This is a genomic window from Dysgonomonas sp. HDW5A (genome assembly GCF_011299555.1).
In the GTDB taxonomy this organism is placed as follows: Bacteria; Bacteroidota; Bacteroidia; order Bacteroidales; family Dysgonomonadaceae; genus Dysgonomonas_A.
This window is the reverse complement of sequence record NZ_CP049857.1, coordinates 1,117,916-1,139,134: the sequence shown is the minus strand read 5'-3', so window position 1 is coordinate 1,139,134 and position 21,219 is coordinate 1,117,916. Positions and strand designations below refer to the sequence as shown.

The window sequence follows — 21,219 nt, the reverse complement described above, 5'->3', positions numbered from 1 at the left end:
TAATAATTAATTTGTTTGTCTATTTATAATAATCTTTGCCTCTGATATTTTCATGTTCGGGTATATCCACTGTTTCTTCAGGTACTTCTACAAACTCAGATTTAGTTTTAAGGATATCCTGGATCTCGTTATAACTGTATCTGTCATAACTCTCAGCCAATCGGCAGGCTGCCGTCAAACGAGCCGCTCCGACCTTCCTGGCCAATAAAAGGATACCCGAACAACTCTTGTTAGCCTGATCCACATAGCGTTTCTTTTCCATCACTTTACGGATGTAACGCTCCACATCCTCATGGATGTCGGCTGCTTCTTTGATAAATACTTCAGGGGACCATTCCAATACGGCTTTATGTTTGGGATGCAGATGATCTGTATTGGTGGTATGCTTAAACTGCAAACGACTGCGGGTATGAGATGCCACAAGGCTATAGCCGTCAAAGATATGCACATCATCCGCTGAGTAAGAGAGCTTAAGCCTTTTACCGATATACGTGTGAGGTACACTGTAATAATGGATATCCTCACTCAAGCGGATATAACCATCTTTACCTACGGTAGCCATCGCGTGTTTTTTAATCTGATAGCGGATTGGATTCAATGGTCCTAAGGATTCTTTTTCAATCTCTTCAAAATAGGAACGACGAGAGTAGTTCCGATTAGTCAACAGATTATTGTTATGCAGGTCTAAAGCAGACAGGATAGCTGCATTTAAACTCTTTAGATCAGGGCAATGAAGATGACTGGTGCGAGTGTAAATATCCTTATAGGTTAGTTTAACGGCATTCTCCACAGGAGCTTTGTCTCGGGGTTTACGAACACGAGCGGGGAACACTGTGACTCCATAATGTTCAGCAAAACGCTCAAACTCTTCATTCAAGATAGATTCATGGCGAGAAGCTTTGGTTACAGCAGCTTTTAGATTGTCAGGAACAACAGCTTGAGGAACACCTCCATAAAAATAAAAACTGTTCTCACAGGCAGAGATAAAATCTTCTTTGCTCTGCCCTGATACTGCTTCCACATAAGTCAACAAGCTACAACCCAAGATTGCCACAAATACATCCACCTCACGAGGGGATTCACCATGAGGATAAATCCAAAGCTTATCTCCTGTATAATCTACAAACATTTTATCCCCTGCTTTATGTTCCATACGCATAGAGGGGTTATTAATCATTCGATAACGTTGAACTGAGATGCGAAACTGAGTTAAGCCATACCCATCGGGGTGTTCTTTGATATACTTTTGCCATTGCTGCATCGTAGTCATCCCTTTACGACCAAGGTCCTTACTGATGCTCGGAAGAAGAGACTCCAGTGTATCCCGACGTGGGTTAGGCATACCGGGAGCATCTGTAATACAAAATAACGCGTGAAGTTCCGTATCACTCTTAGACACAAAATCATCAAAACTAATCTTTAAAGAGTTCCATTTATGGATATACTTCTTAACAGTATTGCGGGAGGTGCGAGCCATTACGGCAATAGTTTTAAGACCCATATGGTCCTCATACAAACGGATAATCGTTCTTAATTTGGTCATTGTTATAAATTTGTTGGGCATAATATTAGATCGCTTTTAGTTAGTCTGAACATCAAACTAACTAAATCAAAGCCCATCAATAACAAGAACTTTAAAACTATTTTAAGAACACAATCACAGGGGTCACTTTCCTCTGGCTTTAAGGGGTCATTTTCAAGCGTTTTAGGGTGGTCAATTTCACCCGTTTTTCGCTGCTCACTTTCCTCCGTTTTTAAGGGGTCATTTTATCCGTTTTTTCCACATAATCACAAATAAGAGATATTTTAGCTTCATTTTGATGTTAAGTTAGTCTGTTTTTATTCTATTTTCGTTTTAAAGTTAATAAAAAATTTCAAAGAAAAATATTACTCTATAAATAAAACACATCGGGACAAATCACCCTTTTCCGTTAAAGGAAAATACTCTAAGTTGCAGGTATTATCTCTCACTCCCTTTCCCCATACTCCCCTATCTTCTCCTCACAAATCCTCTTTGTTATATCCCTCAATAACTCCACTTTCGGAACGAGTGCATCAATATCCTCTTTTGTAACTACAAAATCAGGATCGTAACGACCATTCACATAAGCAGCTTTTATAAGTTCGAATAACCGTTTTTCTTCGGGAGTGTCCTGTGGAAAGACTTTGATAAACTCGTTAGAATATTTCTTTACCGAATTTAAAAGTTTGGTGAGATTATGTTGTTTAGGATTCTCCAATGTAAAAACCAAACGTTCCAAACCCAAAGGCTCACCGACTTGCGGAATGACATCATCGGGACGATGCACAACAACATTGTATTCTTTCAAAACATCAATCAAATTAGACTCTTCTTTCCGATATTTTTTTGTAATCAATATTGGCAAGCTCAGGGTATTCGGTTTTCAGTTTGTTGAAATTGTCCTGACTGATAACCAAGGCTTCAATATTGGTCAAGGTTTCAGCAAACTCATCGGTGGGTTTGGAAAGCACAAAACTTTTTGACGAAACAATGAAATCGTCTGCAAATAAAAATTCAGTAGTAATTTCTTTTCCATTGTGTAAATAGTATCTTCGGCAAATGCCCTTTTTTATCCAAAATAAATTTTTGCATATATTTTCCTGCCGAAAAAGAAAGTCTCCTTTCGCGAAACTTTTTATTTCCGAATAGTTGTCTATACTTTCTAAAAATTCTGTTCGTAATAAATTAAGCAGATTTTCTTTTTTCATGATTAATAGTCAATTCGATAATCTTTTACTCTTCAATAAAATTTATGCGTAAGGTAGTCTAAATATGACTAAGGGTCAATATGTTTTTCTTTTGAGTTGTCAATTATTATCCTTTTCTTAATCAAAAGTTTCTTTTCTCTTTTGTGCTTTAATAATATTTGAATTATCCACTTTGGGTTGGTAAATAAATAATTATTTATTTAACTATTAGGTATAAGAGTGATAGAAGTTCTTTTTCGTAAATTAGAAAATATAGAGAAACAAATCATTGAGAAAATATAAAAATGCATATCTTTCTGAAAATATATGCTTTATGATAAATAGTTTTATTTCTCATATCAATAGATTTGTAACACTCAGCCAATCAGAGATTGATATTCTAACAGATAGTTTCGAACCTATTAGACTTGAAAAGAAAGAAATACTACATCAAACAGGTAAGGTAGCCACTTCTAAATATTTTGTCTCTAAAGGTTGTCTCCGTTCCTATTTTATTAATGATAAAGGAATAGAACAGATATTGCAATTTGCAATCGAAAACTGGTGGATAGCAGACTACGAAAGCCTGGAACGGAAATTACCCTCTACCCTCTATATTGATGCTGTAGAAAGCAGTGAGATTCTCTCCTTAACAAGAGCAAAAGAGTTAGAACTATACAATCGAATTCACAATTTTGAGACGTATTTTAGACAGATACTGGAAAGAGAACGAACAGCCTTTCTAACGAAAATCAGATATAATTTCGAGTTTACTAAAGAGGAGGCATACTTACACTTTTCAGAAAACTTTCCCGAATTTATAGAGCGTATTCCTGACTACATGATTGCCTCTTATCTCAACTTCACTCCCGAATATTTGAGCGTAATTCGCAAACGCATCATTTCTTAAACTGGATTAAGATTCTTGTATTCTTTTACTCATAGCTTTGCTTTATTATTTAATAAATAAGAATTTAAGATGATGAAGAGAGTAATAATTTTAAGTCTTTCTCTATTAGTAATTTCTGTTGTTTATGCAGAGGAAATTACAAATAAATCAGACCGTAATAATTTAAATCAAAAAGAAATGAGAATAAGGATTAAAGATGTAGAGCCTAAAGTATATGGTATCATGAGCAGATTTGAAAAATATCTGGAAGAAAGTGATTTATCTACAACCCACAAAGAGCTGATTAAAATCAGGGCATCACAATTGAATAACTGTGGATACTGCTTGAATAATCATTCCCAAGAAGCCTTGAAGTCTGGAGAATCCGAAGCAAGAATTTATATGCTTCCATTATGGAAAACCGTTCCTCATTTTTATTCCGAAGAGGAACTGGTTATACTGCAGATGACTGAAGAAATAACACTTATCTACAATGGGCTTTCCGATGAAACATATAATAAAGCTATGGCTCTGTTTTCAGAAAACTATGTAGCACAAATAATGACGGCTATTATTGTAATCAATGTCTGGAACAGAATTGGTGTAGCGACCCATATGGAAGATGATTGCACTCTCTAAACAATAGTAAAAGATTATAAAAGATAAATTGAGAACCCTATTTTAGTTGTCAGAAATAGGGTTTCTAAATCAACTGTCCATATTTAAGTAATGGACTTTTAATGCACAAAGATATAGAAAAAAAAACTTGCAAGCCTATACAGATAGCTATAAGTAATTAGAATTCATCCTAAAATCCCCATTATTAGGTATTGCGGTACTCTGAATCTTCAGATAATTTTATAAGTAATAATAACAATACAAAGATGGAGTAGTTATTCGATTCTTTTTTGAGTATAAATCGAAATCTGGAAATCTACCGAAATGTAAGACTAAAATGAAATATGATAACGAAGATTTGTATAAACAACTCCGATGCCCTGTTGGAGCAGAAGCACGTCAAGTAGGCGAAAGTATGTTTCAGTCAAATAGCAATATGATATTTAAAACAATAGATATTTTAGAAATTCTACCTAACACTAAAGTATTGGAAATAGGATTTGGTAATGGAATGCATTTATCTTATATCTTTGAAAAAGAGTGTCTGTTAATGTATGAGGGGATTGATATTTCTAAGGCTATGGTAGATGAGGCTACTTTGAATAACTATGAATTAGTGAAATTAGGTAAGGTTGCTTTTAAACATATAACTGAATCAGATATTTTATGCTTTACCGATTCATCCTTTGATTATTGCTTTTCTGTTAATACTCTTTACTTTTGGGATAATCCTCAGAAATATATTGATGAGATATATCGTGTCTTACAGGATGGAGGGAAAATCGCTATCACCTTTATCAGTAAATCTTTTGGGGAAATGTTACCATTTACCAAAAAAGGATTTGTTTTTTACGAGATAGAAGATATTGAGTTATTTCTTAATAAATCAGGCTTTTGTAATGTCCAATCAATCTTATTAGCCGAAGATGCCATCAGCAAAGATGGACAAAGAGTGGAGCGTCCTTTTTTTATTGTAACAGCGATAAAATGTAACAAGTTCATTTATTAAAAACAAATTCTGAATCAGAGAAAACAAATGAGATATTCCTACCTGAGAAAGCTTTCAATAATACTTTTGTCAATCTTATGTTATTGTTTACTTTTCTGAGCTAATAGTATGTATTTTTCTATTACCTTTTTCTTGTCGTCTTTCAACTCTTGCAATAAATTGGACGGCTCTGTGTAAGAATCGGAGTCGTATTTGTTACCCCAAAGCATTAACTCACACAGTGTGGGAAATAAGGCAATCATCTTATCGGTAGGCGAATAAATAAATTTTGATTTGTTATCTGCAGCTATTTTTTTAGTGACCAGATTGTTAACTTCTAAGAATTGTAACCTACTGGCTAGAATATTGGTTGAAATATTTTCATCCGATTTAAGGAACTCTCCATAAGATCGTTTTCCTCTTATAATTATATCCCTTACTATTAATAATGTCCATCTGTCTCCAATTAAGTCTAACGAAATACCGATTGGACAATTTGATCTTTTATTTATTTTACCCATAGCTCATTGTTTTAATGAATATTGCACTTGCAATTAACAAGTTATTGCTTACATTGTACTTGCAAAACAAAAGTACTTGTAAATTATGGAAAATATAAAATTAGAAACAACTATTTTATCCTCGGGCATTATATTATTATTGGCTGTAGGCTGTGGATTTTCAGTTGCTAACGTCTACTATGCTCAGCCTTTGCTGGATATTATAGGAGAAACATTCAACATAAATGAAGCAAAACTCGGAATTGTAGTAACAATTTCACAAATAGGTTATGGCTTAGGTTTATTTTTGCTGGTGCCTCTGGGTGATTTGGCTGATAGCCGGAAGTTGATTATTTATCAATTCATATTATTAGCATTATTTTTGATGGTAGTGAGCCTTGCTTCATCTTTTATTGTTCTTCTGGCTGGAATGTTTTTAGTCGGAACCATGGCTGTTGTAACACAAAGCATGGTAGCTTACGCAGCAAGCATGTCTGATCACCAGAGTCGGGGACAGGTAGTGGGAGCTGTAACGAGCGGAGTCGTTGTCGGTCTTTTATTGGCGAGAACTGTTGCGGGTACATTGACTCAATTTACGGGATGGAGATCTGTGTATCTCTTCTCCGCAATACTGTCATTGATTCTGGGTCTTACCTTTTTTCTAGTCTTGCCGCCGCCTAATCGAAACAAAAGGGCCGCTTTATCTTATCCCAAATTGCTATTATCGATGTTTACTTTGTTCAGGAGACATCGGCTACTGACAATGAGATCGTTTGTAGGTCTATTTATATTTGCCGCAGGACAAGTCTTGTGGACTCCTATGGTTTTACCACTAAGCCAAGCTCCATTTTCTTTTTCCCATATGACTATTGGTCTATTCGGACTAGCCGGTGTAATGGGTGTTATCGGAGCTTCTAAAGCCGGTAGTTTGGCTGACAGAGGTTATGCCAAATGGACATCGCTTATTGCTCTCATACTTATGATTATATCGTGGATATTTACCGCATTTATTTATCAATCATTACTATTCCTGATTTTTGGAATCATTATTTTTGATATGGGGCTACAAGCTGTCCACGTAACAAATCAGAGCATAATCTTGAAAATTGACCCGGAAGCCAGTGGCAGAATTACAGCAGGGTATATGATATTCTACTCTATTGGGAGTGCAATAGGTTCGGTAACTTCAACATTTGTATTCTCGAAATATGGATGGACGGGAGTTTGTATGCTAGGTCTTGTTTTTGGTCTTTTGGCTTTAATCTCTTGGATCAAATCTGTAAAAACTTGATACAAGTTCTGTAAACATCGTTGTGCGGCTTTGGGTAAAAGGAGTGGGACTTTAGGAACGTGTATTTTGATGTTAATTAGAATGTATATAGATCGTTCAATGAAGCCGGAATTAATTTCCCATTTCCACAGCGAACAGTACATCATGCAGATAAATAAAAAAGCATCCCAAACCTGCGAAAGTTTTTGAGGATGCTTTTAATCTTTTATATGGGGCAAGGAGTGTGCTGTACACTCCTTGTGGCACAATATCAGAAAACGTCTTTAACCCTGACTCCCATCTCTTCGTTATAAGAGGTCGAATTTATCAGATCGTTATAAGCTTCGTGAAGATTCTTGGGAAGAGAACTGTTGATATATTGCGTTATTTTCGAAATAAGTTGAACGCTCTCTTTGTGAAGGTCTTGACGTTCGCTTTGAGAATGCGATGCTTCCCGCTTCTTAATAACCTCCAAGTAGGCTCCGGCAGCCTCTTTTAGTTGAGGGTGTTCGTTAAATCGTTCTAAATCTATACTATCAAGCCTGTTGACTGCAACTAACTGAGGTTTCTCTATTAAAGCAAACTCTTCTTCTGTGAGCTCTCGAGGTTGCCCATCGTAAGGTACAAACTCTTGCTTGTAGAAGTTGACAAAATCGGTTCCTCTAAATATTTTGGTCTGAAAATTTCCTCCGTTTCCTGCATCATATATCTTATCCACATCGGGTAGATCTTCATTGATGTCGTATTTCCAAAGAGACCTGCCCATACCTTTTCCAATCGCGAAGCCATTATACAATTTAAACGGACCGATATACTCTTTTGCGTCTACGATGATTTTTTTATTCGATACTCCAAAGTTTTTCACACTTGCTTCATCTTTAACATATAAAGCCTGTACCGTAACATAATCACTCAGAGTAGGATTGATAATTCCCCCCTCACTCTCAGGGTAGACATATACGACTACACTTTTTCCATCGGCAGCCGTACCTTCTATTAGTTTGAATGTGTGTTCGCCGCCTTTGAGCGTAATTTCGACAAAGTTTCCGGGAGTAATATCCACAGGGCTTCCATCCACTTCCATTTTAATCGTTTTAGACGTAGGATTGTCTATTTTGAATAAGGGATCACCACCGGAACAGCTGCTCATAATGGCGATTAACACAAATAGGATCAATAATTTTTGCATGTAAATAATTTTTAAGTAAGTAAAGATTTCACTTATGTTGTACAACATACTAGAAGGCAAAAATATAAAATAAAATTTATTGACAACTTCTTTTATACCCAAATACTGGGATTGGTCAATTCCTTATACAACATTCGAGCACTGAATGTATAAAATTCTTGTATAAGAAGCTTCTTTGGGATATAGGCTCGGAAAACCGAAGGTCAAGTAAAAAGCTAAGATTGGTACAAAAAGCAAAAAATGAAGTGACAGCTTTAAGAGTAGAAAAGGTGCTATCTACTAATCTCATTTTTTTCTGAACTCACTTGGAGCCATACCCTTTTGCTTTTTAAAGAACTTAGATAAATGGCTCTCGTCTGTAAAACCCAACTCAAAAGCAATCTCCGTAATCCGCATATCACTATGCAACAAACGATTTTCGATCATCTTAGTTCGGTAATTGGTTACATACTGTTGCATAGTCTCATTGGTATGTTTCTTAAAATAACGCCCTACATACGACTCTGAAATTCCAAAATGCCTGCTTATCTCATTCATTCTGATTTTTGAAGGAGAGGCTATATGCGTCTGGATATATTGAAGGATATCGAACGCTTTCTCATCTGTATTTTCACTAATCTTTTCGGGAAGATATGCTGCTATATTTCTGGCAACAATTACAATCAACGTATTTATTAACTGTTGTACTAAATCCTTGCTATACAAGTCACGGTTAACATATTCCCGGATAATCGACTCAGCAATAGTTTTTACCAATAACTTATCAGACTTATTATATAAAATACATCCGGGATTGTGATTTGCATTTTGTAGTATAAATTCCATGCGTTGTTTGCAAGTTGAATCAAGCCCGTTATCCTGGATATAGATATTATTAAAACTGATAAGTAGGAATTCGGTAGTCGATTCTACATCGAATGTATGGTAATCATCGGGAGTAAGTAGAAATAGGCTTCCGGCTTTATAATTCGATTGGTTATTGTTTACTCGTTGCTTCCCATTGCCCGAAACAATATATACAAGCCGAAAAAAGCTAAAGGTTTGTCCATCTATCGGGCATTCATCTACTTTCTTGAATAGAACTTCGAACGGTTCATGCAGTTTATCTTTTATCATGATGTAAATGTACATAAATAACGAATATATATACAAGAAAACCGGGCGTTTATTAGTATATATTTGTCAGATAATTTATTTTAAGAAGATGAAAGCAATTATATTAAAAGAATTTGGAAGCGTAGACAATCAGCTTGCCTTGACTACTGAAGCAGCCAGAGGCTTAGGTCTCGAATAGGCAAAACTGTTATCCCAAAGAGGAGCACATATTATCATACAAGATACCGGAGTTGACAAAGACTCCTGAGTTTTTACAGCGGGCAATTGATGTAAATATTTCAATACCAACATGGCTGATGCACGCTGTCTTCTGTATAATGCAAAAACAGAAGTAAGGTTTTACCAAATTTATTCTTTATATTTATTACTCACATTAAACAGTAAATGATTATGCCAATTGTAAATATTCAGGTAACACGCGATGGGGTTACAAAAGAACAAAAACAACAGTTAATAAAAGGAGTCACTCAACTCTTGCAAGATGTGCTCAATAAGGAAGCGCATTTAACCCACGTCATCATTCAGGAGATCAGTACTGAAGATTGGGGTGTTGCAGGAGAACAAGTCGCAGAACTAAGAAAGAAAGGCAAAATATGAAGTATAGTATAGAAAATCAAAAAATAATTGCTGTAATAGACAATTATTTTAAAGGAATCTTTGAAGGCGATGTTTCGAAATTAAAAAGTATATTTCATCCAAACGCTTTGCTTTTTGGAGATATTGCAAACGAAGCCTACTTTAAGCACGTTGATGAATATTTGGAAATTGTTAACAATAGGAAAAGCCCTAAAGAAAACAACGAGAATTTCAAGATGGAGATCATCAGCATCGAAATACTGGGAAATAATGCGGTTGCAAAACTTCATGTACCGATGCTGGGTTTCAATTATTACGATTTGCTATCATTGTCGAAAGTCGATGGCCAATGGCTTATTGTAAATAAACTTTTCACTCATATACTATAAAAAAGAAACCGAATACCTATACGGCGATTGAATTGGATAAAGATGCTTTTTCTTATTTACAAAAAATAATATATGAACCGGATAACTATATTATTAATGGTAATACCAAAGAGACCGGTCTGAGGGATGCTGTTGCAAGCAAAGTTTATGGAGAAGCTATACTTACGATGTAGTCGCAGTTCCTCTCGAGCATAAAAGCTACCCACCGCTTCGCTTATCTTAGAAACGAGGTCGATAATCTTTGGTGTTATCCTATATGGTGGTATATATGACATTCAACACAGTTAGAAAACAATTTCGATTCAGGGTAGTTAATTGGGTAGTTTTTATTGAGTAGTACTACCCAATAAAAATTAAAATCTGAATATTTGTTGATAGCTGAAATATTGGATAATATATTCATCACTTCCCACATAATATTTCATCTAATCAATGAAAATTTAGAGAATTGGTGAAAAATACGTAACTTTCCGATACAGAATAAAATGCAAACGGAACTTATAAATCAGCTTGTACCGTCATAAATTTAAAGCAGTGATATTATATAAGTTGTATTTGTTGTGTCGTTGCAAATGATAACTAATTAATATTAATAGGTATTACCTATAATGTACAACTAAGTCGCTATTATATAGCGACTTTTTCTTTTCTATATTTATATCAGCTAATAACCGAGTTGCACTGCTAATCTTTAGATAATACTCCACTCGCAACTTGTTCTTAACCAATAAAATAAACTGTTCTATGTTGCTGTCAAATCATGTTTTCACTTGTGTGCTTGCGGTAACAAAACTTTTTCTATATATTGTAACTGGGTTTTCGTTAAATCTGAAGGATACATTTCTCTTTAGTATAGCCACTTTAAAGAAATGACCTGCTGATTAAATACAAAAACCTTGTATTATTTTTCCTCTACAAAATTTAAACAGACTTTTACTCTATGGAAACAAATGTTTTTGAACTTAGTACAGCGCAATTGAAAGAAATTGCTTTAGATTTGAAAGATAAGGTAGAAAAAGGATTACAGACCGACAATACCGAAATTCTCTGTCTGCCTACCTACGTATATCCACCTAAAGAAGGAGTAGAGGGTAAATCTGTCGTTTTAGATTTGGGAGGAACTAATTATCGTACTGCTAAAGTCGAAATACAAGGGGGCGAAACTATCATAACTCCTAAAAGCGGTTGGGAAAAAGACCTTTCGGTGATGAAAACCCCCGGTTATACCAAAGAACAATTGTTTGCCGAGCAAGCAAACCTGATCAACAAGATTGAACTACCAGATGATTCTGCTATCGGATATTGTTTCTCGTATCCTGCCAAATGCGAAACCGATGGAGACGCTACACTATTGCGTTGGACTAAAGGTGTAAATATAGACAAGATGGTAGGCAAACCTATCGGCAAAGACTTATTGGATTATTTAAACGATCGTAACAACGTTCAGTTTAAAAGCATAAAGGTAATCAACGATACGGTAGCTAGTCTGTTGGCTGGACTTTCACGTAAAGATAAGTGTGACGCTTATATAGGACTTATAGTGGGTACGGGTACAAATATGGCATTCCTGGCTCGTGAAAATAAAGTAGCCAAGCTCAACAAACCTGATAGCCAGAATATGATTCCTGTTAATCTTGAATCGGGTAACTTTTTCCCTTCGTATCTCACCGAGTACGACAGTATTGTAGACCGAGGCGAAGGTGAAGTTCCCGGCTCACAACGTTTCGAGAAGGCAGTATCCGGTATGTATTTGGGTAAGGTGTTCAGAGCCGTTTATCCGAATGATGACTATGACGAATCGTTTGACGGAAAGAGCCTGACCGATTTGATTAACAGCTCTACGCCCAAACGTAAGAGCCATGTATCCGTTGCTCGATGGATATACGAACGTTCGGCCAAATTGGTTGCCGCTTCTCTGGCAGGCTTAATTGCTGTTCAGGTGATGCACGATCCTTCTATCAAAACTATACGTGTAGTTGCCGAAGGAAGCCTTTTTTGGAGCGTGATGGAACGTGTAAACGAGAATGACTTCCATACAATAGTTGCGAAAGTGCTGAGAGATCTATTGGATGAAATGGATTTAGGTTACGTAGAAGTGTATATTGCCGGTATTAAGAATGCTAACTTAATAGGTTCGGCTATTGCGGCATTATCGTAATCTTATATAGTTATTTCGATTTTAGCACTAATCTGATTAGTGCTATTTTTTTGTCTGTACTAAAAGTGATTGTACCAAATTAGACTCGATATGTTGTTTTTTATAAATCTTAAACAGACTCTAAAGATTATTTCGGCACATCCTTATCGAGACAGAACGGATGCCTAGACATATCAAACATGGTTCTCGAAGTCCAGAAGTATTGAGTATCTGTAATTTTAGCACCACATTCAATCGCATATTGTACTGCCTCTTCCAGATTATCTACATAAAAATCGAGATGAAACATCTGACCTTGTTTACCTTTCTGCCAAGGCCAGACAAGAGGCTCATATCCTTCCACTTCCTGAAAAGCGATAACTGAACCTGTCGGTGATGCAACTGCCGCCCATCAGTTAGCTTGAAGGTGAGTCCATTCCCATACGAGCAGTTTATGATAAAAATTAGCCACTGCTCCGGCATCGGCACAATCGATAACGATATTGATTTTCGTGATATTTGGTTTCATAATTGTATTATTTTATTCATTTATGAAATGCAAGAATATTCGCTAGTCTTATTATATTTTTTGTTATTAATCTCAAGTTTAGTATCAGCAAATGATAAGTTATCAATATTAATCGAAAATAAAAAGTATTTTTTATTAGCTATATTACTTATTCGAGACCAAATGAAAGTAAATCTTTAGGGTTACATATCAACAAGATAGTCACTGTTTTAGTAAAGGAGAAGCGAAGGTTTTCCTTGAAGAAGCCCAAAAATCTATGTCCAAATAGAAAACTACAAGTCTAAAAGCTTGTAGTTTTCATTTTTTTATAATAAGATAAGTCGTTGTTTTTTAATGAGTTTTTTTCTTATCTACCAGATGAATGTATTTTTCATAGCCTTTGGCTTTCATTTCATCCAGAGGAATAAATTTTAGAGAAGCACTGTTGATACAATATCTCAAACCACCTTTATCCTTGGGACCATCATTAAAAACGTGCCCCAGATGTGCGTCTCCTGTTTTACTTCTTACTTCCGTACGAACCATTCTTAAAGAATTATCATACCGCTCTTCTATTAGTGTAGAGCTGATAGGCTTAGAAAAACTAGGCCAACCGCATCCCGACTCAAACTTATCAGATGATGCAAATAAGGGTTCTCCTGTTGTTACATCAACATATATACCTTCTCTGAACTCATCGTTATACTCATTGCTAAAAGGTCTTTCTGTCGCATTGTTTTGCGTAACCTCATATTGCAATGCTGTTAATTCTTTCTTTAACTCAGCTTTATCTTTTTTTACATAAATATTTTTTGCCTCTATATTTGCTTTACGGGCTACATCAAATAATTGTGATGGGATATGGCAATAGCCCCCCGGATTTTTATCCAAATAGTCTTGATGGTAAGATTCTGCATCATAAAAATTTTGTAGAGGTTTTACTTCTACTACTATTTTTTTCTCGTTTTGCTTTCCCAATTTATCAATTTTTTCCTTTATCAGATCTTCATCTTCTTTGTCGGTATAATAGATTCCTGTTCTATATTGAGTACCTCTGTCATTGCCTTGCTTATTCAGGCTGGTAGGATCAATTGTCTTAAAATACAAATCGATCAATAAACCTAAGTCTACAACTAGAGGGTCATATGTTATTTTTACTGTTTCAGCAAAGCCTGTTTCTCCTGTAACTACATTTTTATAACTTGGATTTTCTGTTCTTCCGTTTGCATAACCGACTGTAGTTGACGTGACTCCTCTTACTTGCTTAAAAAAATGTTCTGTTCCCCAAAAGCATCCACCCGCAAAATATATTTCATTCCCTTTACCATTCATAATATTTTCGTTTTTATTTTTTGTACTACTATCCACTTTAGCTGTACAGCTAAAGCTAACGAGCAGAATACTCGTAAAAACTAGTCCCCCAATAATCAATATTTTTTTCATAACTAATTACTTTTTTAATGATAGAACAAGTGTGACTCCAAATCCTAAATACATGATGTCTTTCAGTATAAAGAAATCTGTAATAGGGACTCCATCTACAACTCTCCAAATACCGGGAGTTGTGAATAAATAACTGAGTGTCATTAAGAAAATGATACATAGACCAATGCCTGCAAATGCCTTCAATTTATTGAATTTTAAAGTCAAAAGAAGTAGTGCAGCTACAAAGAGTTCGGTAGTACCGACAATGTTAGAAACTGTTTTTACACTAAAAACATTGTACATCCAAAATGAAAGAGGATGATTTTCAATCAGTGGCTTTATTGCGTTTGCTTCTGTCGCAGTAAACTTGAATATGCCAATCCATAGTAGTATAACTACGGAGCCAAACAAAGAAATATAATACCCTGTTTGAGAATAGTCTTTTGTGCGATTTAATTTCATTGCTGTAATTTTTTATATTAAAATTCGGATTATTTTAATACATAGTCGCAGTTTCTTTTAAATCCTGACAAAAAGAGATTCATTTTTTGATTTTTTCTTTTATATTATCTTTAAAATTTTGTATATCAATATCTTTTAAAAGTGTATTTTGTTCTTTTCGAATGATTGTACTTAATTTTTTATCTAAATAAACAACCTTTTTCCTATATGCAGAGCACCATTTACAGATAGCCAGATGGGCTTTTAGTCTCAGTCTTTGTAACAAAGACATTTTATATCCGCCTTCTTGCTTTTCAATTTCTTGGGTAGCTTTAGAGCATGGCATAATTAACCAATGAATTATTTTACGAAACATAATACAAAAATTAAAGTGTATTAAACCAGTTTATTTCTAAACACTCTCTCAATTGCAATCTACCACGTTGGAGAATTTTCCATAAATTAGTAGTTGAAATCCCCGTTTCCTGACAAACCATATCTGTTTTTTTTTCTTCTAAATAATATAATTTTATAGGTATTCTCCATTTTAAAGGTAAACTATCCAAGCAATTTTCCAACGTACCATTAAACTCGTCATCATTTAACAATGAGGTTTCTTTATCGACCCACCCATTTAGTACATCATCTCGCCTCCAAGCTCCTGATTCGTCAAAAAAATAGTCTAAACGAATCTGCCCGGTAGTTCGATATTTTTTTCGGTAAAAGTCGGCAACCTTATTATTCAAGATAGCCATCAACCATGTTTTTGGGTTACTTTCTTCTTTAAAGCTATCATACGATTCCAATGCTGCTAAGAAAACATCTTGTACCAAGTCTTTAGCATCTTGTTCATCAGACACCAGATAGACAGCTCTGTTGAGCAACGGTAAACTGTAGATCTCTATCCAGGTTTGAATGTCTTTTATCTTTTTGTCTCTTTCCATCCTGTTATGTCTTTGGATATTATTGGGAGCAAGCTTCTAATTTTTTTGAAAATTAGTTGTGTCGAAATATCTTTCCTGGTTTAGGTATTAATAAGTTTTTTCATTCTATCCATTTCGTATCAATATTAATTTGGTTTCTCTAACTTCTTTTACAGAGATATTGTAAAGCAATGGTGGGACTTATTCATGCCTTTTCTTTCATAAAACTGATGTGCTCTCAATCGCCGGACATTTGTGCAAAGTTCGAGTTGTGAACAATCATTCTCTTTAGCAAACTTTTTAGCCGCCTGAAAAAGTGTATCTCCGATTCTCAGGCTACGAGATGGCTCATGAATGATTAACTCTATTATTTCTGCTATTTTCCCTGCATGATGAAGGTGCTCCTTTACTTGGAGAGATAAAAATCCAATTACCAGCTGATTCAATTCAGCTACTATGAGCAAATGGTGGCAATCGAAAATTTGTCTGTTATAAATGTGCGTAAAAGCACCTTTATCCAATGCCGTTTGTTCTAATTCGCAAACTAACCCATAAACCGCATCCAAATCTGCCTGCTCTGCCTTTCTTATTATGATATTTCCCATGATGTTAAGACCTGATTTATTATATCTCGATTTCCAACACATTCTTATTTAATCTGAGAATGTCTTGCGGGGCTATTTTAAGGGTGTGATATTTGTCGCCCGTACCTCCATAGATATAGGTGAAGTCTAACAATTTACTGTCGAAGAGGCAAGGTAGATTGTGTCCGATTAAAGGAACTGTCCCGACCTCATATCCTGTAACTTTCAATACGTCTGATTTATCAGCCAGTTTGATCTTAGAAAAGCCTGAATCTAGTGCAAGCTTTTTAAAATCAAAACGATTATATTGATTGCTTGCAACGAGGGCATAAAATCCTTTTTCTGTTTTAACAATAAAAACGGGAGCGGCTTTACTGCTGTCAAAATACTCATTGGCATCATCGGTTTTGAGTATTGGTTTGTCATGTTCGATTATTTCATAATCACATTCCGAGTTGATGAGTAATTCCGCCAATTCATCTAAAGTCAGCATATATTTTCAGGTTTGTTTTATACCGTTACAAAAAAAGTGCAATTTATTAAATGAATTTATATTTCGGATATAAATCTACTCAGTTCGGATATTTTTTATAAGTTTGTAGCCATCACTGTTGGGGGTGTTCTTTCGAAGAAAGAGCTGAGATTAAACCCTTGAACCTGATATGTTGTAATTGACATCGTAGGGAAACGGTAGACTTTTTGAATAATCATCATCGATATATTATTTATAAAGCCGTTTCGTATTGTACGAAGCGGCTTTTTTTATTTAGATTCTAAAATTTATGATAAATATCCAACATTTAGAACGGGATTTAAGTCTGGTCAGAGAAAAATCACCTCTTATTCATAACATTACCAACTATGTAGTAATGAATAATACTGCAAATGCTCTTTTATCTATCGGAGCATCTCCGGTAATGGCGCATTCGGTAGATGAAGTGGCTGAAATGACCGGTATCGCTTCTGCTCTTGTTCTCAATATCGGAACATTAGATGCCGAGTGGGTCAAAGCGATGCTTATTGCCGGAAAAACTGCCCAAGAAAAGAAAATACCTGTCATCTTCGATCCGGTGGGTGCAGGGGCTACCTCATATCGTAGAAAAGTGTGCCAGCAAATATTGGAAGAATGCAAGCCTTCGATAATCAGAGGGAATGCTTCGGAGATTATGGCTTTGGTAAACAATAATGTGAAAACCAAAGGGGTAGACAGTACCAATTCATCCGATTTGGCATTGGATTCTGCTAAAGTATTGGCCGGCGAAACAGGTGCGGTAGTTGTTATAAGTGGGCAAACGGATTATATAACCGACGGAAAAACAACAGAAACAGTATCCAACGGAAGTACATTAATGGCTCGTGTAACAGGAATGGGGTGTACTGCCACAGCCATTGTTGCCGCATTTGCTGCTATTAATACGGACATGCTTCAGGCTGCAACTCACGGCATGGCTGTAATGGGTATCTCCGGAGAAATGGCTGCAGCCCAATCGCAAGGAAATGGCAGTATGCAGGTTCATTTTTTAGACGAACTATTCAATATGAACGGAAGTATGCTTAGAAATAAAATAAGACTGTAATGAAATCATTTGACTTAAGTCTTTATCTGGTTACCGACCGATCGCTTTCTTTAGGACGCTCATTAGAGTCTGTCGTGGCACAGGCTGTAGAAGGAGGCGTAACAATGGTACAATTGAGAGAGAAAGACTGCTCTACTTTAGAGTTTTATCAACAAGCGATGCTCTTAAAAGAATGTTTACATCCCTATAGTATTCCATTGATTATCAATGATCGTCTGGATATTGCACTTGCTTGTGATGCCGAAGGTCTACATATCGGACAAAGTGATATGCCTTATGATATTGCCCGAAAATTACTGGGGAAAGATAAAATTATCGGCTTATCTGTCGAATGTTTGCAGGATGCTGTGGATGCAAACGAACTCGATGTTGACTATATCGGCATCTCTCCTGTATTCGGCACGCCAACCAAAACCGATACAGCTCCGGCTCTTGGCTTGGAGGGGATACGGGAAATCGTGAAGATAAGCAGGCATCCGGCTGTCGGTATCGGAGGAATCAATCAGGCAAATGCAGCAGATATTATCGAAGCCGGGGCTGACGGTATTTCGGTGGTGTCGGCAATTATGTCGGCAAGCGATCCGAAACAAGCGGCTTTTCAACTGATGAATATAATTCAAAAATCAAAGATAAATATATGAAGTGGAGTGATGAAGCATGGAAGGCTATTGAGCCTGTCTACACGAAAATAAAAGAACTGCCATTTATAAAAGAACTGATGGATGGCACATTGGATAACAATAAATTTATATTTTATATCCGGCAGGATGCACTTTATCTTGCCGATTATGGTAAAGTACTGACTGCTATAGCATCAAAGCTAAGCAAGCCCGATCATATTGAAGCCTTTATTCATTTTGCGGGAGAGAGTGTTGAGGTCGAAAAAGCATTGCATGAATCCTTTCTAGGCGCATTAGATAAGAAAATAAAAGTGAGTGCTTCATCTAGCTGTCTTCTTTATACTTCTTACCTGATGAAACAATTAGCAAATTCTCCCATTGAAGTTGCTTTGGCAGCAGTACTTCCATGTTTTTGGATATATAAAGAGATAGGAGACTATATTCTTGCTAATCAAACCAAAGAAAATAATCCATACCAAAGCTGGATAGATACTTATGGTGGCGAAGGCTTTACAGAATCGGTTAAAACTGCAATTTCGATATGTGACGAAATAGCCGAAACTTGTACACCGGATCAGCGTTCGGCTATGACAGAAGCATTTATAATGTGTTCCAAAATGGAATGGATGTTTTGGGATAGTGCTTACAAACAAGAACAGTGGCAAATATAAATTCATTTAATTGGTATAAGATAAACAAATGAAGAAACAATATAAACGTGCGCTAACTATTGCCGGTAGTGATCCTAGTGGTGGTGCAGGTATTCAAGCTGATTTGAAAACTTTCTCGGCATGTGGGTGCTATGGAATGACAGTTATTACGGCAGTAGTAGATGAAAATACGGTTGGAGTGACTGACGTACACCCGATACCCGTATCATTTGTTTCAGGACAAATAAAATCTGTATTGGATGATATCGGAGCCGATGCTATCAAGATAGGTATGCTTCATTCCTCGGACTTGATTCGGGCAGTAAGAGAAACTCTCTCTAAATACAATGTAAATAATATAGTTCTGGATCCTGTAATGGTAGCAACTTCGGGTGATAAGCTGTTGCAAGATGAAGCTATAGAGACTCTTAAAAACGAATTGATACCCTATGTTCGGGTGATAACACCCAATATTCCCGAAGCGGAAATTTTGATCGGACAAAAAATTACAAGTCAGCACGATTTACCTTTGGTCGTAAAAGATTTGTCTTTCAATCGGTCGGTCTCGGTTTTGCTGAAGGCAGGGCATTTGACCGAAGATGAATTAGTCGATGTATTTTATAATGCTGAAACCGATGAGGTAATAGAGCTGAAATCGAAACGCATTCAAACCCGCAATACGCATGGTACAGGCTGTACGTTTTCGTCTGCTGTTGCTGCCTTTTTAGCTCATGGATTACCATTGAATGATGCTGTAACGAAAGCCAAAGAGTATATGACTAAAGCAATTGAGATAGGAGCCGAATACGAGATTGGAAAAGGGCATGGTCCGGTGCATCATTTCTTCGGCTTTTGGGAGTAAGGATTTAAATACTTAAGAATGATATAGAAGTGTTATCAGTGATGTGGAAATTAGGCAGGCTTTAACCAAATTTCAGTTTTACTTTGAATGTTTGTCAGATCTATTGCGTATTTTTGAATATTGACATTAAAGTAATAGTATGAAAAATTTATTATCTATCCTGCTTATCTTCGTTTTTGCATGTGCCTCATGTTCCGATAATGACCCCGATCCAGACCCGGATCCGAATGGTGGAGGTGAAAAACAAAATCCGTATAAAACAGGTAAAGATCTTTCTTCGTCGAGCCTCGTTAAGTGGAATAATAAGGGTATGGATGATGCCTATTTTATGCTGGGATATGGATACGATGTTACGGGTAAATATGCTCACCCTTCGGCAGTTCGAAATAAGGTTCTGGATTTAGAAGCATATAACAAAGATGGGGATGGTGTGTCCTTTTTCAAAAGTACTTCGAGCGGACCCGAATGGTCTATTGGTGGAACTCGACAAGAATGTATCGAAACTCTGGGGGAAAGTGCAGGATTCAGCAGTAATGAAATCTCTAAATATAAGAACCTGTTTAAAGAGAAATTCGATTCCCCTTTCAAAAGTGATTCGTCATTTCCCGACTTATCCTATAATTATCTGGGTATTTCTCAGGTACATGTAGTTTATCATTTATATTTCTTCTATTCGAGCTATAGGAAGGAGCAGTTCCAGTCACGCTATTTGAATGATGGGTTTAAAGCCGATCTTGAAACAAAATCGCCCGAAGAAATCATAAAGATTTACGGAACACATATTTTGAGTAGTATAAAGGTCGGGGAAAGAATGGATTACCTGTATCGTTATGCTGAAGACAAGCACTCTAATAGCTATTCATGGTTTTTATACAATATACCCCGATATTTTTCGCACGGGCCTACGATATGGGGAAGTGCACCCACAAGTGATGCTCCATTAAAGGAGAATCTCTATGTAGAAGTCGTTGATGGTACACTACCCAATCCTAATACTTGGATGGTGGATATTACCAACTTTCAGGGAGAAAGAATCATATTTGATGGATGGAATACTATTACCGATGATAATCTCACATTGGTAGCTTTTAGAAATAATAATGGTCTGATACCCATCTATGAATTTGTAAAAGATCCTGCTAAAAAAGAAGCCTTGGTAAAGGCATACGAAAAATATCTGAGTGAGTAATGTTTTAAGGAATTAATGTCTTTTCTAAATAGCGGCTTTACTCGCCAAATCGATTCATG

General features: G+C 36.1%; 24 protein-coding genes, 1 pseudogene and 1 riboswitch. Of the genes and pseudogenes, 12 read left to right on the top strand and 13 right to left on the bottom strand.

Features of this window, described 5'->3' with window-relative positions:
• Nucleotides 1-19 precede the first annotated feature (19 nt).
• The 3 genes from istA to G7050_RS04740 all read right to left on the bottom strand — a co-directional run bounded on the left by istA (nucleotide 20) and on the right by G7050_RS04740 (nucleotide 2,730).
• Nucleotides 20-1,543 (bottom strand): IS21 family transposase, encoded by a 1,524-nt coding sequence (gene istA / locus G7050_RS04750; RefSeq protein WP_255499085.1) that lies wholly within the window; start codon nucleotides 1,541-1,543, stop codon nucleotides 20-22.
• Between the two features lie 424 nt (nucleotides 1,544-1,967).
• Nucleotides 1,968-2,378, bottom strand: a complete 411-nt coding sequence (locus tag G7050_RS04745; RefSeq protein ID WP_255499258.1) for a HEPN domain-containing protein — start codon at nucleotides 2,376-2,378, stop codon at nucleotides 1,968-1,970.
• Entirely contained in the window at nucleotides 2,344-2,730 is a 387-nt protein-coding gene (locus G7050_RS04740) for a Crp/Fnr family transcriptional regulator (protein ID WP_166111938.1), read from the bottom strand. Before G7050_RS04740 ends, G7050_RS04745 begins: the two co-directional genes overlap by 35 nt.
• A gap of 313 nt (nucleotides 2,731-3,043) precedes the next feature.
• Here G7050_RS04740 and G7050_RS04735 point away from each other — a divergent pair, with 313 nt between their 5' ends.
• The 3 genes from G7050_RS04735 to G7050_RS04725 all read left to right on the top strand — a co-directional run bounded on the left by G7050_RS04735 (nucleotide 3,044) and on the right by G7050_RS04725 (nucleotide 5,225).
• On the top strand, nucleotides 3,044-3,619 hold the full coding sequence (locus tag G7050_RS04735; RefSeq protein ID WP_166111935.1) for a Crp/Fnr family transcriptional regulator: 576 nt from the start codon (nucleotides 3,044-3,046) through the stop codon (nucleotides 3,617-3,619).
• 69 nt (nucleotides 3,620-3,688) lie between these two features.
• Nucleotides 3,689-4,237 carry a carboxymuconolactone decarboxylase family protein gene (locus tag G7050_RS04730; RefSeq protein ID WP_221412823.1) on the top strand — a complete coding sequence of 183 codons (549 nt, stop codon included), beginning with the start codon at nucleotides 3,689-3,691 and terminating at the stop codon, nucleotides 4,235-4,237.
• A 316-nt stretch (nucleotides 4,238-4,553) separates the two neighbouring features.
• The gene (locus G7050_RS04725) at nucleotides 4,554-5,225 is read left to right on the top strand and encodes a class I SAM-dependent methyltransferase (RefSeq protein WP_166111932.1); all 672 of its coding nucleotides are present in this window, start codon (nucleotides 4,554-4,556) and stop codon (nucleotides 5,223-5,225) included.
• Between the two features lie 80 nt (nucleotides 5,226-5,305).
• Here the strand turns inward: G7050_RS04725 and G7050_RS04720 are convergent, their stop codons facing one another.
• Nucleotides 5,306-5,725, bottom strand: coding sequence for a helix-turn-helix domain-containing protein (locus G7050_RS04720; RefSeq protein WP_166111929.1), 420 nt, complete (start codon nucleotides 5,723-5,725; stop codon nucleotides 5,306-5,308).
• A gap of 85 nt (nucleotides 5,726-5,810) precedes the next feature.
• On the opposite strand from G7050_RS04720, the gene G7050_RS04715 reads away from it, so the two are divergent.
• On the top strand, nucleotides 5,811-6,995 hold the full coding sequence (locus G7050_RS04715) for an MFS transporter (RefSeq protein WP_166111926.1): 1,185 nt from the start codon (nucleotides 5,811-5,813) through the stop codon (nucleotides 6,993-6,995).
• A gap of 250 nt (nucleotides 6,996-7,245) precedes the next feature.
• On the opposite strand, the gene G7050_RS04710 is transcribed toward G7050_RS04715, so the two are convergent.
• Both G7050_RS04710 and G7050_RS04705 read right to left on the bottom strand, forming a co-directional pair.
• On the bottom strand, nucleotides 7,246-8,163 hold the full coding sequence (locus tag G7050_RS04710; protein WP_166111923.1) for a hypothetical protein: 918 nt from the start codon (nucleotides 8,161-8,163) through the stop codon (nucleotides 7,246-7,248).
• Nucleotides 8,164-8,448: 285 nt separating this feature from the next.
• Nucleotides 8,449-9,279: an AraC family transcriptional regulator gene (locus G7050_RS04705; protein WP_166111920.1), complete on the bottom strand. Its 831-nt coding sequence runs from the start codon at nucleotides 9,277-9,279 to the stop codon at nucleotides 8,449-8,451.
• A 390-nt stretch (nucleotides 9,280-9,669) separates the two neighbouring features.
• Between G7050_RS04705 and G7050_RS04700 the strand changes: the two genes are divergently transcribed.
• The 3 genes from G7050_RS04700 (at nucleotide 9,670) to G7050_RS04690 (ending at nucleotide 12,402) form a co-directional block, all read left to right on the top strand.
• Nucleotides 9,670-9,876 carry a 4-oxalocrotonate tautomerase family protein gene (locus G7050_RS04700; RefSeq protein WP_166111917.1) on the top strand — a complete coding sequence of 69 codons (207 nt, stop codon included), beginning with the start codon at nucleotides 9,670-9,672 and terminating at the stop codon, nucleotides 9,874-9,876.
• The gene (locus tag G7050_RS04695; RefSeq protein ID WP_166111914.1) at nucleotides 9,873-10,244 is read left to right on the top strand and encodes a nuclear transport factor 2 family protein; all 372 of its coding nucleotides are present in this window, start codon (nucleotides 9,873-9,875) and stop codon (nucleotides 10,242-10,244) included. The genes G7050_RS04700 and G7050_RS04695 overlap by 4 nt, the downstream gene beginning before the upstream one ends.
• Nucleotides 10,245-11,184: 940 nt before the next feature.
• Nucleotides 11,185-12,402, top strand: coding sequence for a hexokinase (locus tag G7050_RS04690; RefSeq protein WP_166111911.1), 1,218 nt, complete (start codon nucleotides 11,185-11,187; stop codon nucleotides 12,400-12,402).
• A 127-nt stretch (nucleotides 12,403-12,529) separates the two neighbouring features.
• Here the strand turns inward: G7050_RS04690 and G7050_RS17870 are convergent.
• From G7050_RS17870 to G7050_RS04655, 7 genes and pseudogenes are all read right to left on the bottom strand, one after another.
• Nucleotides 12,530-12,769 (bottom strand): annotated as a pseudogene (locus G7050_RS17870) (VOC family protein); the annotation flags it as partial.
• A 471-nt stretch (nucleotides 12,770-13,240) separates the two neighbouring features.
• On the bottom strand, nucleotides 13,241-14,332 hold the full coding sequence (msrB, locus tag G7050_RS04680; RefSeq protein ID WP_166111908.1) for a peptide-methionine (R)-S-oxide reductase MsrB: 1,092 nt from the start codon (nucleotides 14,330-14,332) through the stop codon (nucleotides 13,241-13,243).
• 6 nt (nucleotides 14,333-14,338) lie between these two features.
• Entirely contained in the window at nucleotides 14,339-14,776 is a 438-nt protein-coding gene (locus tag G7050_RS04675) for a DUF417 family protein (RefSeq protein ID WP_166111905.1), read from the bottom strand.
• Nucleotides 14,777-14,855: 79 nt separating this feature from the next.
• Nucleotides 14,856-15,131, bottom strand: a complete 276-nt coding sequence (locus tag G7050_RS04670; protein WP_166111902.1) for a hypothetical protein — start codon at nucleotides 15,129-15,131, stop codon at nucleotides 14,856-14,858.
• 10 nt (nucleotides 15,132-15,141) lie between these two features.
• Complete coding sequence (locus tag G7050_RS04665) at nucleotides 15,142-15,699, bottom strand: sigma-70 family RNA polymerase sigma factor (RefSeq protein ID WP_166111899.1); 558 nt, start codon at nucleotides 15,697-15,699, stop codon at nucleotides 15,142-15,144.
• A gap of 149 nt (nucleotides 15,700-15,848) precedes the next feature.
• Nucleotides 15,849-16,283 carry a GNAT family N-acetyltransferase gene (locus tag G7050_RS04660; RefSeq protein ID WP_166111896.1) on the bottom strand — a complete coding sequence of 145 codons (435 nt, stop codon included), beginning with the start codon at nucleotides 16,281-16,283 and terminating at the stop codon, nucleotides 15,849-15,851.
• A 19-nt stretch (nucleotides 16,284-16,302) separates the two neighbouring features.
• Nucleotides 16,303-16,755, bottom strand: coding sequence for an aminoacyl-tRNA deacylase (locus G7050_RS04655; RefSeq protein ID WP_166111893.1), 453 nt, complete (start codon nucleotides 16,753-16,755; stop codon nucleotides 16,303-16,305).
• 110 nt (nucleotides 16,756-16,865) lie between these two features.
• Nucleotides 16,866-16,965, top strand: a riboswitch (TPP riboswitch).
• 79 nt (nucleotides 16,966-17,044) lie between these two features.
• Between G7050_RS04655 and thiM the strand changes: the two genes are divergently transcribed.
• The 5 genes from thiM to G7050_RS04630 all read left to right on the top strand — a co-directional run bounded on the left by thiM (nucleotide 17,045) and on the right by G7050_RS04630 (nucleotide 21,160).
• Nucleotides 17,045-17,839 carry a hydroxyethylthiazole kinase gene (gene thiM, locus G7050_RS04650; protein ID WP_166111890.1) on the top strand — a complete coding sequence of 265 codons (795 nt, stop codon included), beginning with the start codon at nucleotides 17,045-17,047 and terminating at the stop codon, nucleotides 17,837-17,839.
• Nucleotides 17,839-18,480: a thiamine phosphate synthase gene (thiE, locus tag G7050_RS04645; RefSeq protein ID WP_166111887.1), complete on the top strand. Its 642-nt coding sequence runs from the start codon at nucleotides 17,839-17,841 to the stop codon at nucleotides 18,478-18,480. The genes thiM and thiE overlap by 1 nt, the downstream gene beginning before the upstream one ends.
• Nucleotides 18,477-19,130 (top strand): thiaminase II, encoded by a 654-nt coding sequence (tenA, locus tag G7050_RS04640; RefSeq protein WP_166111884.1) that lies wholly within the window; start codon nucleotides 18,477-18,479, stop codon nucleotides 19,128-19,130. The genes thiE and tenA overlap by 4 nt, the downstream gene beginning before the upstream one ends.
• A 28-nt stretch (nucleotides 19,131-19,158) precedes the next feature.
• Entirely contained in the window at nucleotides 19,159-19,971 is an 813-nt protein-coding gene (thiD, locus tag G7050_RS04635; protein WP_166111881.1) for a bifunctional hydroxymethylpyrimidine kinase/phosphomethylpyrimidine kinase, read from the top strand.
• 139 nt (nucleotides 19,972-20,110) lie between these two features.
• Nucleotides 20,111-21,160, top strand: coding sequence for a hypothetical protein (locus G7050_RS04630; protein WP_166111878.1), 1,050 nt, complete (start codon nucleotides 20,111-20,113; stop codon nucleotides 21,158-21,160).
• The last annotated feature ends 59 nt before the right edge of the window (nucleotides 21,161-21,219 follow it).

Bases quoted from the DNA above. Each gene is read 5' to 3' on its own strand.
- G7050_RS04670 (WP_166111902.1), bottom strand. From the start codon at position 15,131: ATGTTTCGTAAAATAATTCATTGGTTAATTATGCCATGCTCTAAAGCT.
- G7050_RS04710 (WP_166111923.1), bottom strand. From the start codon at position 8,163: ATGCAAAAATTATTGATCCTATTTGTGTTAATCGCCATTATGAGCAGC.
- istA (WP_255499085.1), bottom strand. From the start codon at position 1,543: ATGACCAAATTAAGAACGATTATCCGTTTGTATGAGGACCATATGGGT.
- G7050_RS04690 (WP_166111911.1), top strand. From the start codon at position 11,185: ATGGAAACAAATGTTTTTGAACTTAGTACAGCGCAATTGAAAGAAATT.
- thiD (WP_166111881.1), top strand. From the start codon at position 19,159: ATGAAGAAACAATATAAACGTGCGCTAACTATTGCCGGTAGTGATCCT.
- G7050_RS04665 (WP_166111899.1), bottom strand. From the start codon at position 15,699: ATGGAAAGAGACAAAAAGATAAAAGACATTCAAACCTGGATAGAGATC.
- G7050_RS04740 (WP_166111938.1), bottom strand. From the start codon at position 2,730: ATGAAAAAAGAAAATCTGCTTAATTTATTACGAACAGAATTTTTAGAA.
- tenA (WP_166111884.1), top strand. From the start codon at position 18,477: ATGAAGTGGAGTGATGAAGCATGGAAGGCTATTGAGCCTGTCTACACG.
- G7050_RS04705 (WP_166111920.1), bottom strand. From the start codon at position 9,279: ATGATAAAAGATAAACTGCATGAACCGTTCGAAGTTCTATTCAAGAAA.
- G7050_RS04655 (WP_166111893.1), bottom strand. From the start codon at position 16,755: ATGCTGACTTTAGATGAATTGGCGGAATTACTCATCAACTCGGAATGT.
- G7050_RS04735 (WP_166111935.1), top strand. From the start codon at position 3,044: ATGATAAATAGTTTTATTTCTCATATCAATAGATTTGTAACACTCAGC.
- G7050_RS04700 (WP_166111917.1), top strand. From the start codon at position 9,670: ATGCCAATTGTAAATATTCAGGTAACACGCGATGGGGTTACAAAAGAA.
- G7050_RS04725 (WP_166111932.1), top strand. From the start codon at position 4,554: ATGAAATATGATAACGAAGATTTGTATAAACAACTCCGATGCCCTGTT.
- thiM (WP_166111890.1), top strand. From the start codon at position 17,045: ATGATAAATATCCAACATTTAGAACGGGATTTAAGTCTGGTCAGAGAA.
- G7050_RS04675 (WP_166111905.1), bottom strand. From the start codon at position 14,776: ATGAAATTAAATCGCACAAAAGACTATTCTCAAACAGGGTATTATATT.
- G7050_RS04720 (WP_166111929.1), bottom strand. From the start codon at position 5,725: ATGGGTAAAATAAATAAAAGATCAAATTGTCCAATCGGTATTTCGTTA.
- G7050_RS04730 (WP_221412823.1), top strand. From the start codon at position 3,689: ATGATGAAGAGAGTAATAATTTTAAGTCTTTCTCTATTAGTAATTTCT.
- msrB (WP_166111908.1), bottom strand. From the start codon at position 14,332: ATGAAAAAAATATTGATTATTGGGGGACTAGTTTTTACGAGTATTCTG.
- G7050_RS04630 (WP_166111878.1), top strand. From the start codon at position 20,111: ATGAAAAATTTATTATCTATCCTGCTTATCTTCGTTTTTGCATGTGCC.
- G7050_RS04660 (WP_166111896.1), bottom strand. From the start codon at position 16,283: ATGGGAAATATCATAATAAGAAAGGCAGAGCAGGCAGATTTGGATGCG.
- thiE (WP_166111887.1), top strand. From the start codon at position 17,839: ATGAAATCATTTGACTTAAGTCTTTATCTGGTTACCGACCGATCGCTT.
- G7050_RS04695 (WP_166111914.1), top strand. From the start codon at position 9,873: ATGAAGTATAGTATAGAAAATCAAAAAATAATTGCTGTAATAGACAAT.
- G7050_RS04715 (WP_166111926.1), top strand. From the start codon at position 5,811: ATGGAAAATATAAAATTAGAAACAACTATTTTATCCTCGGGCATTATA.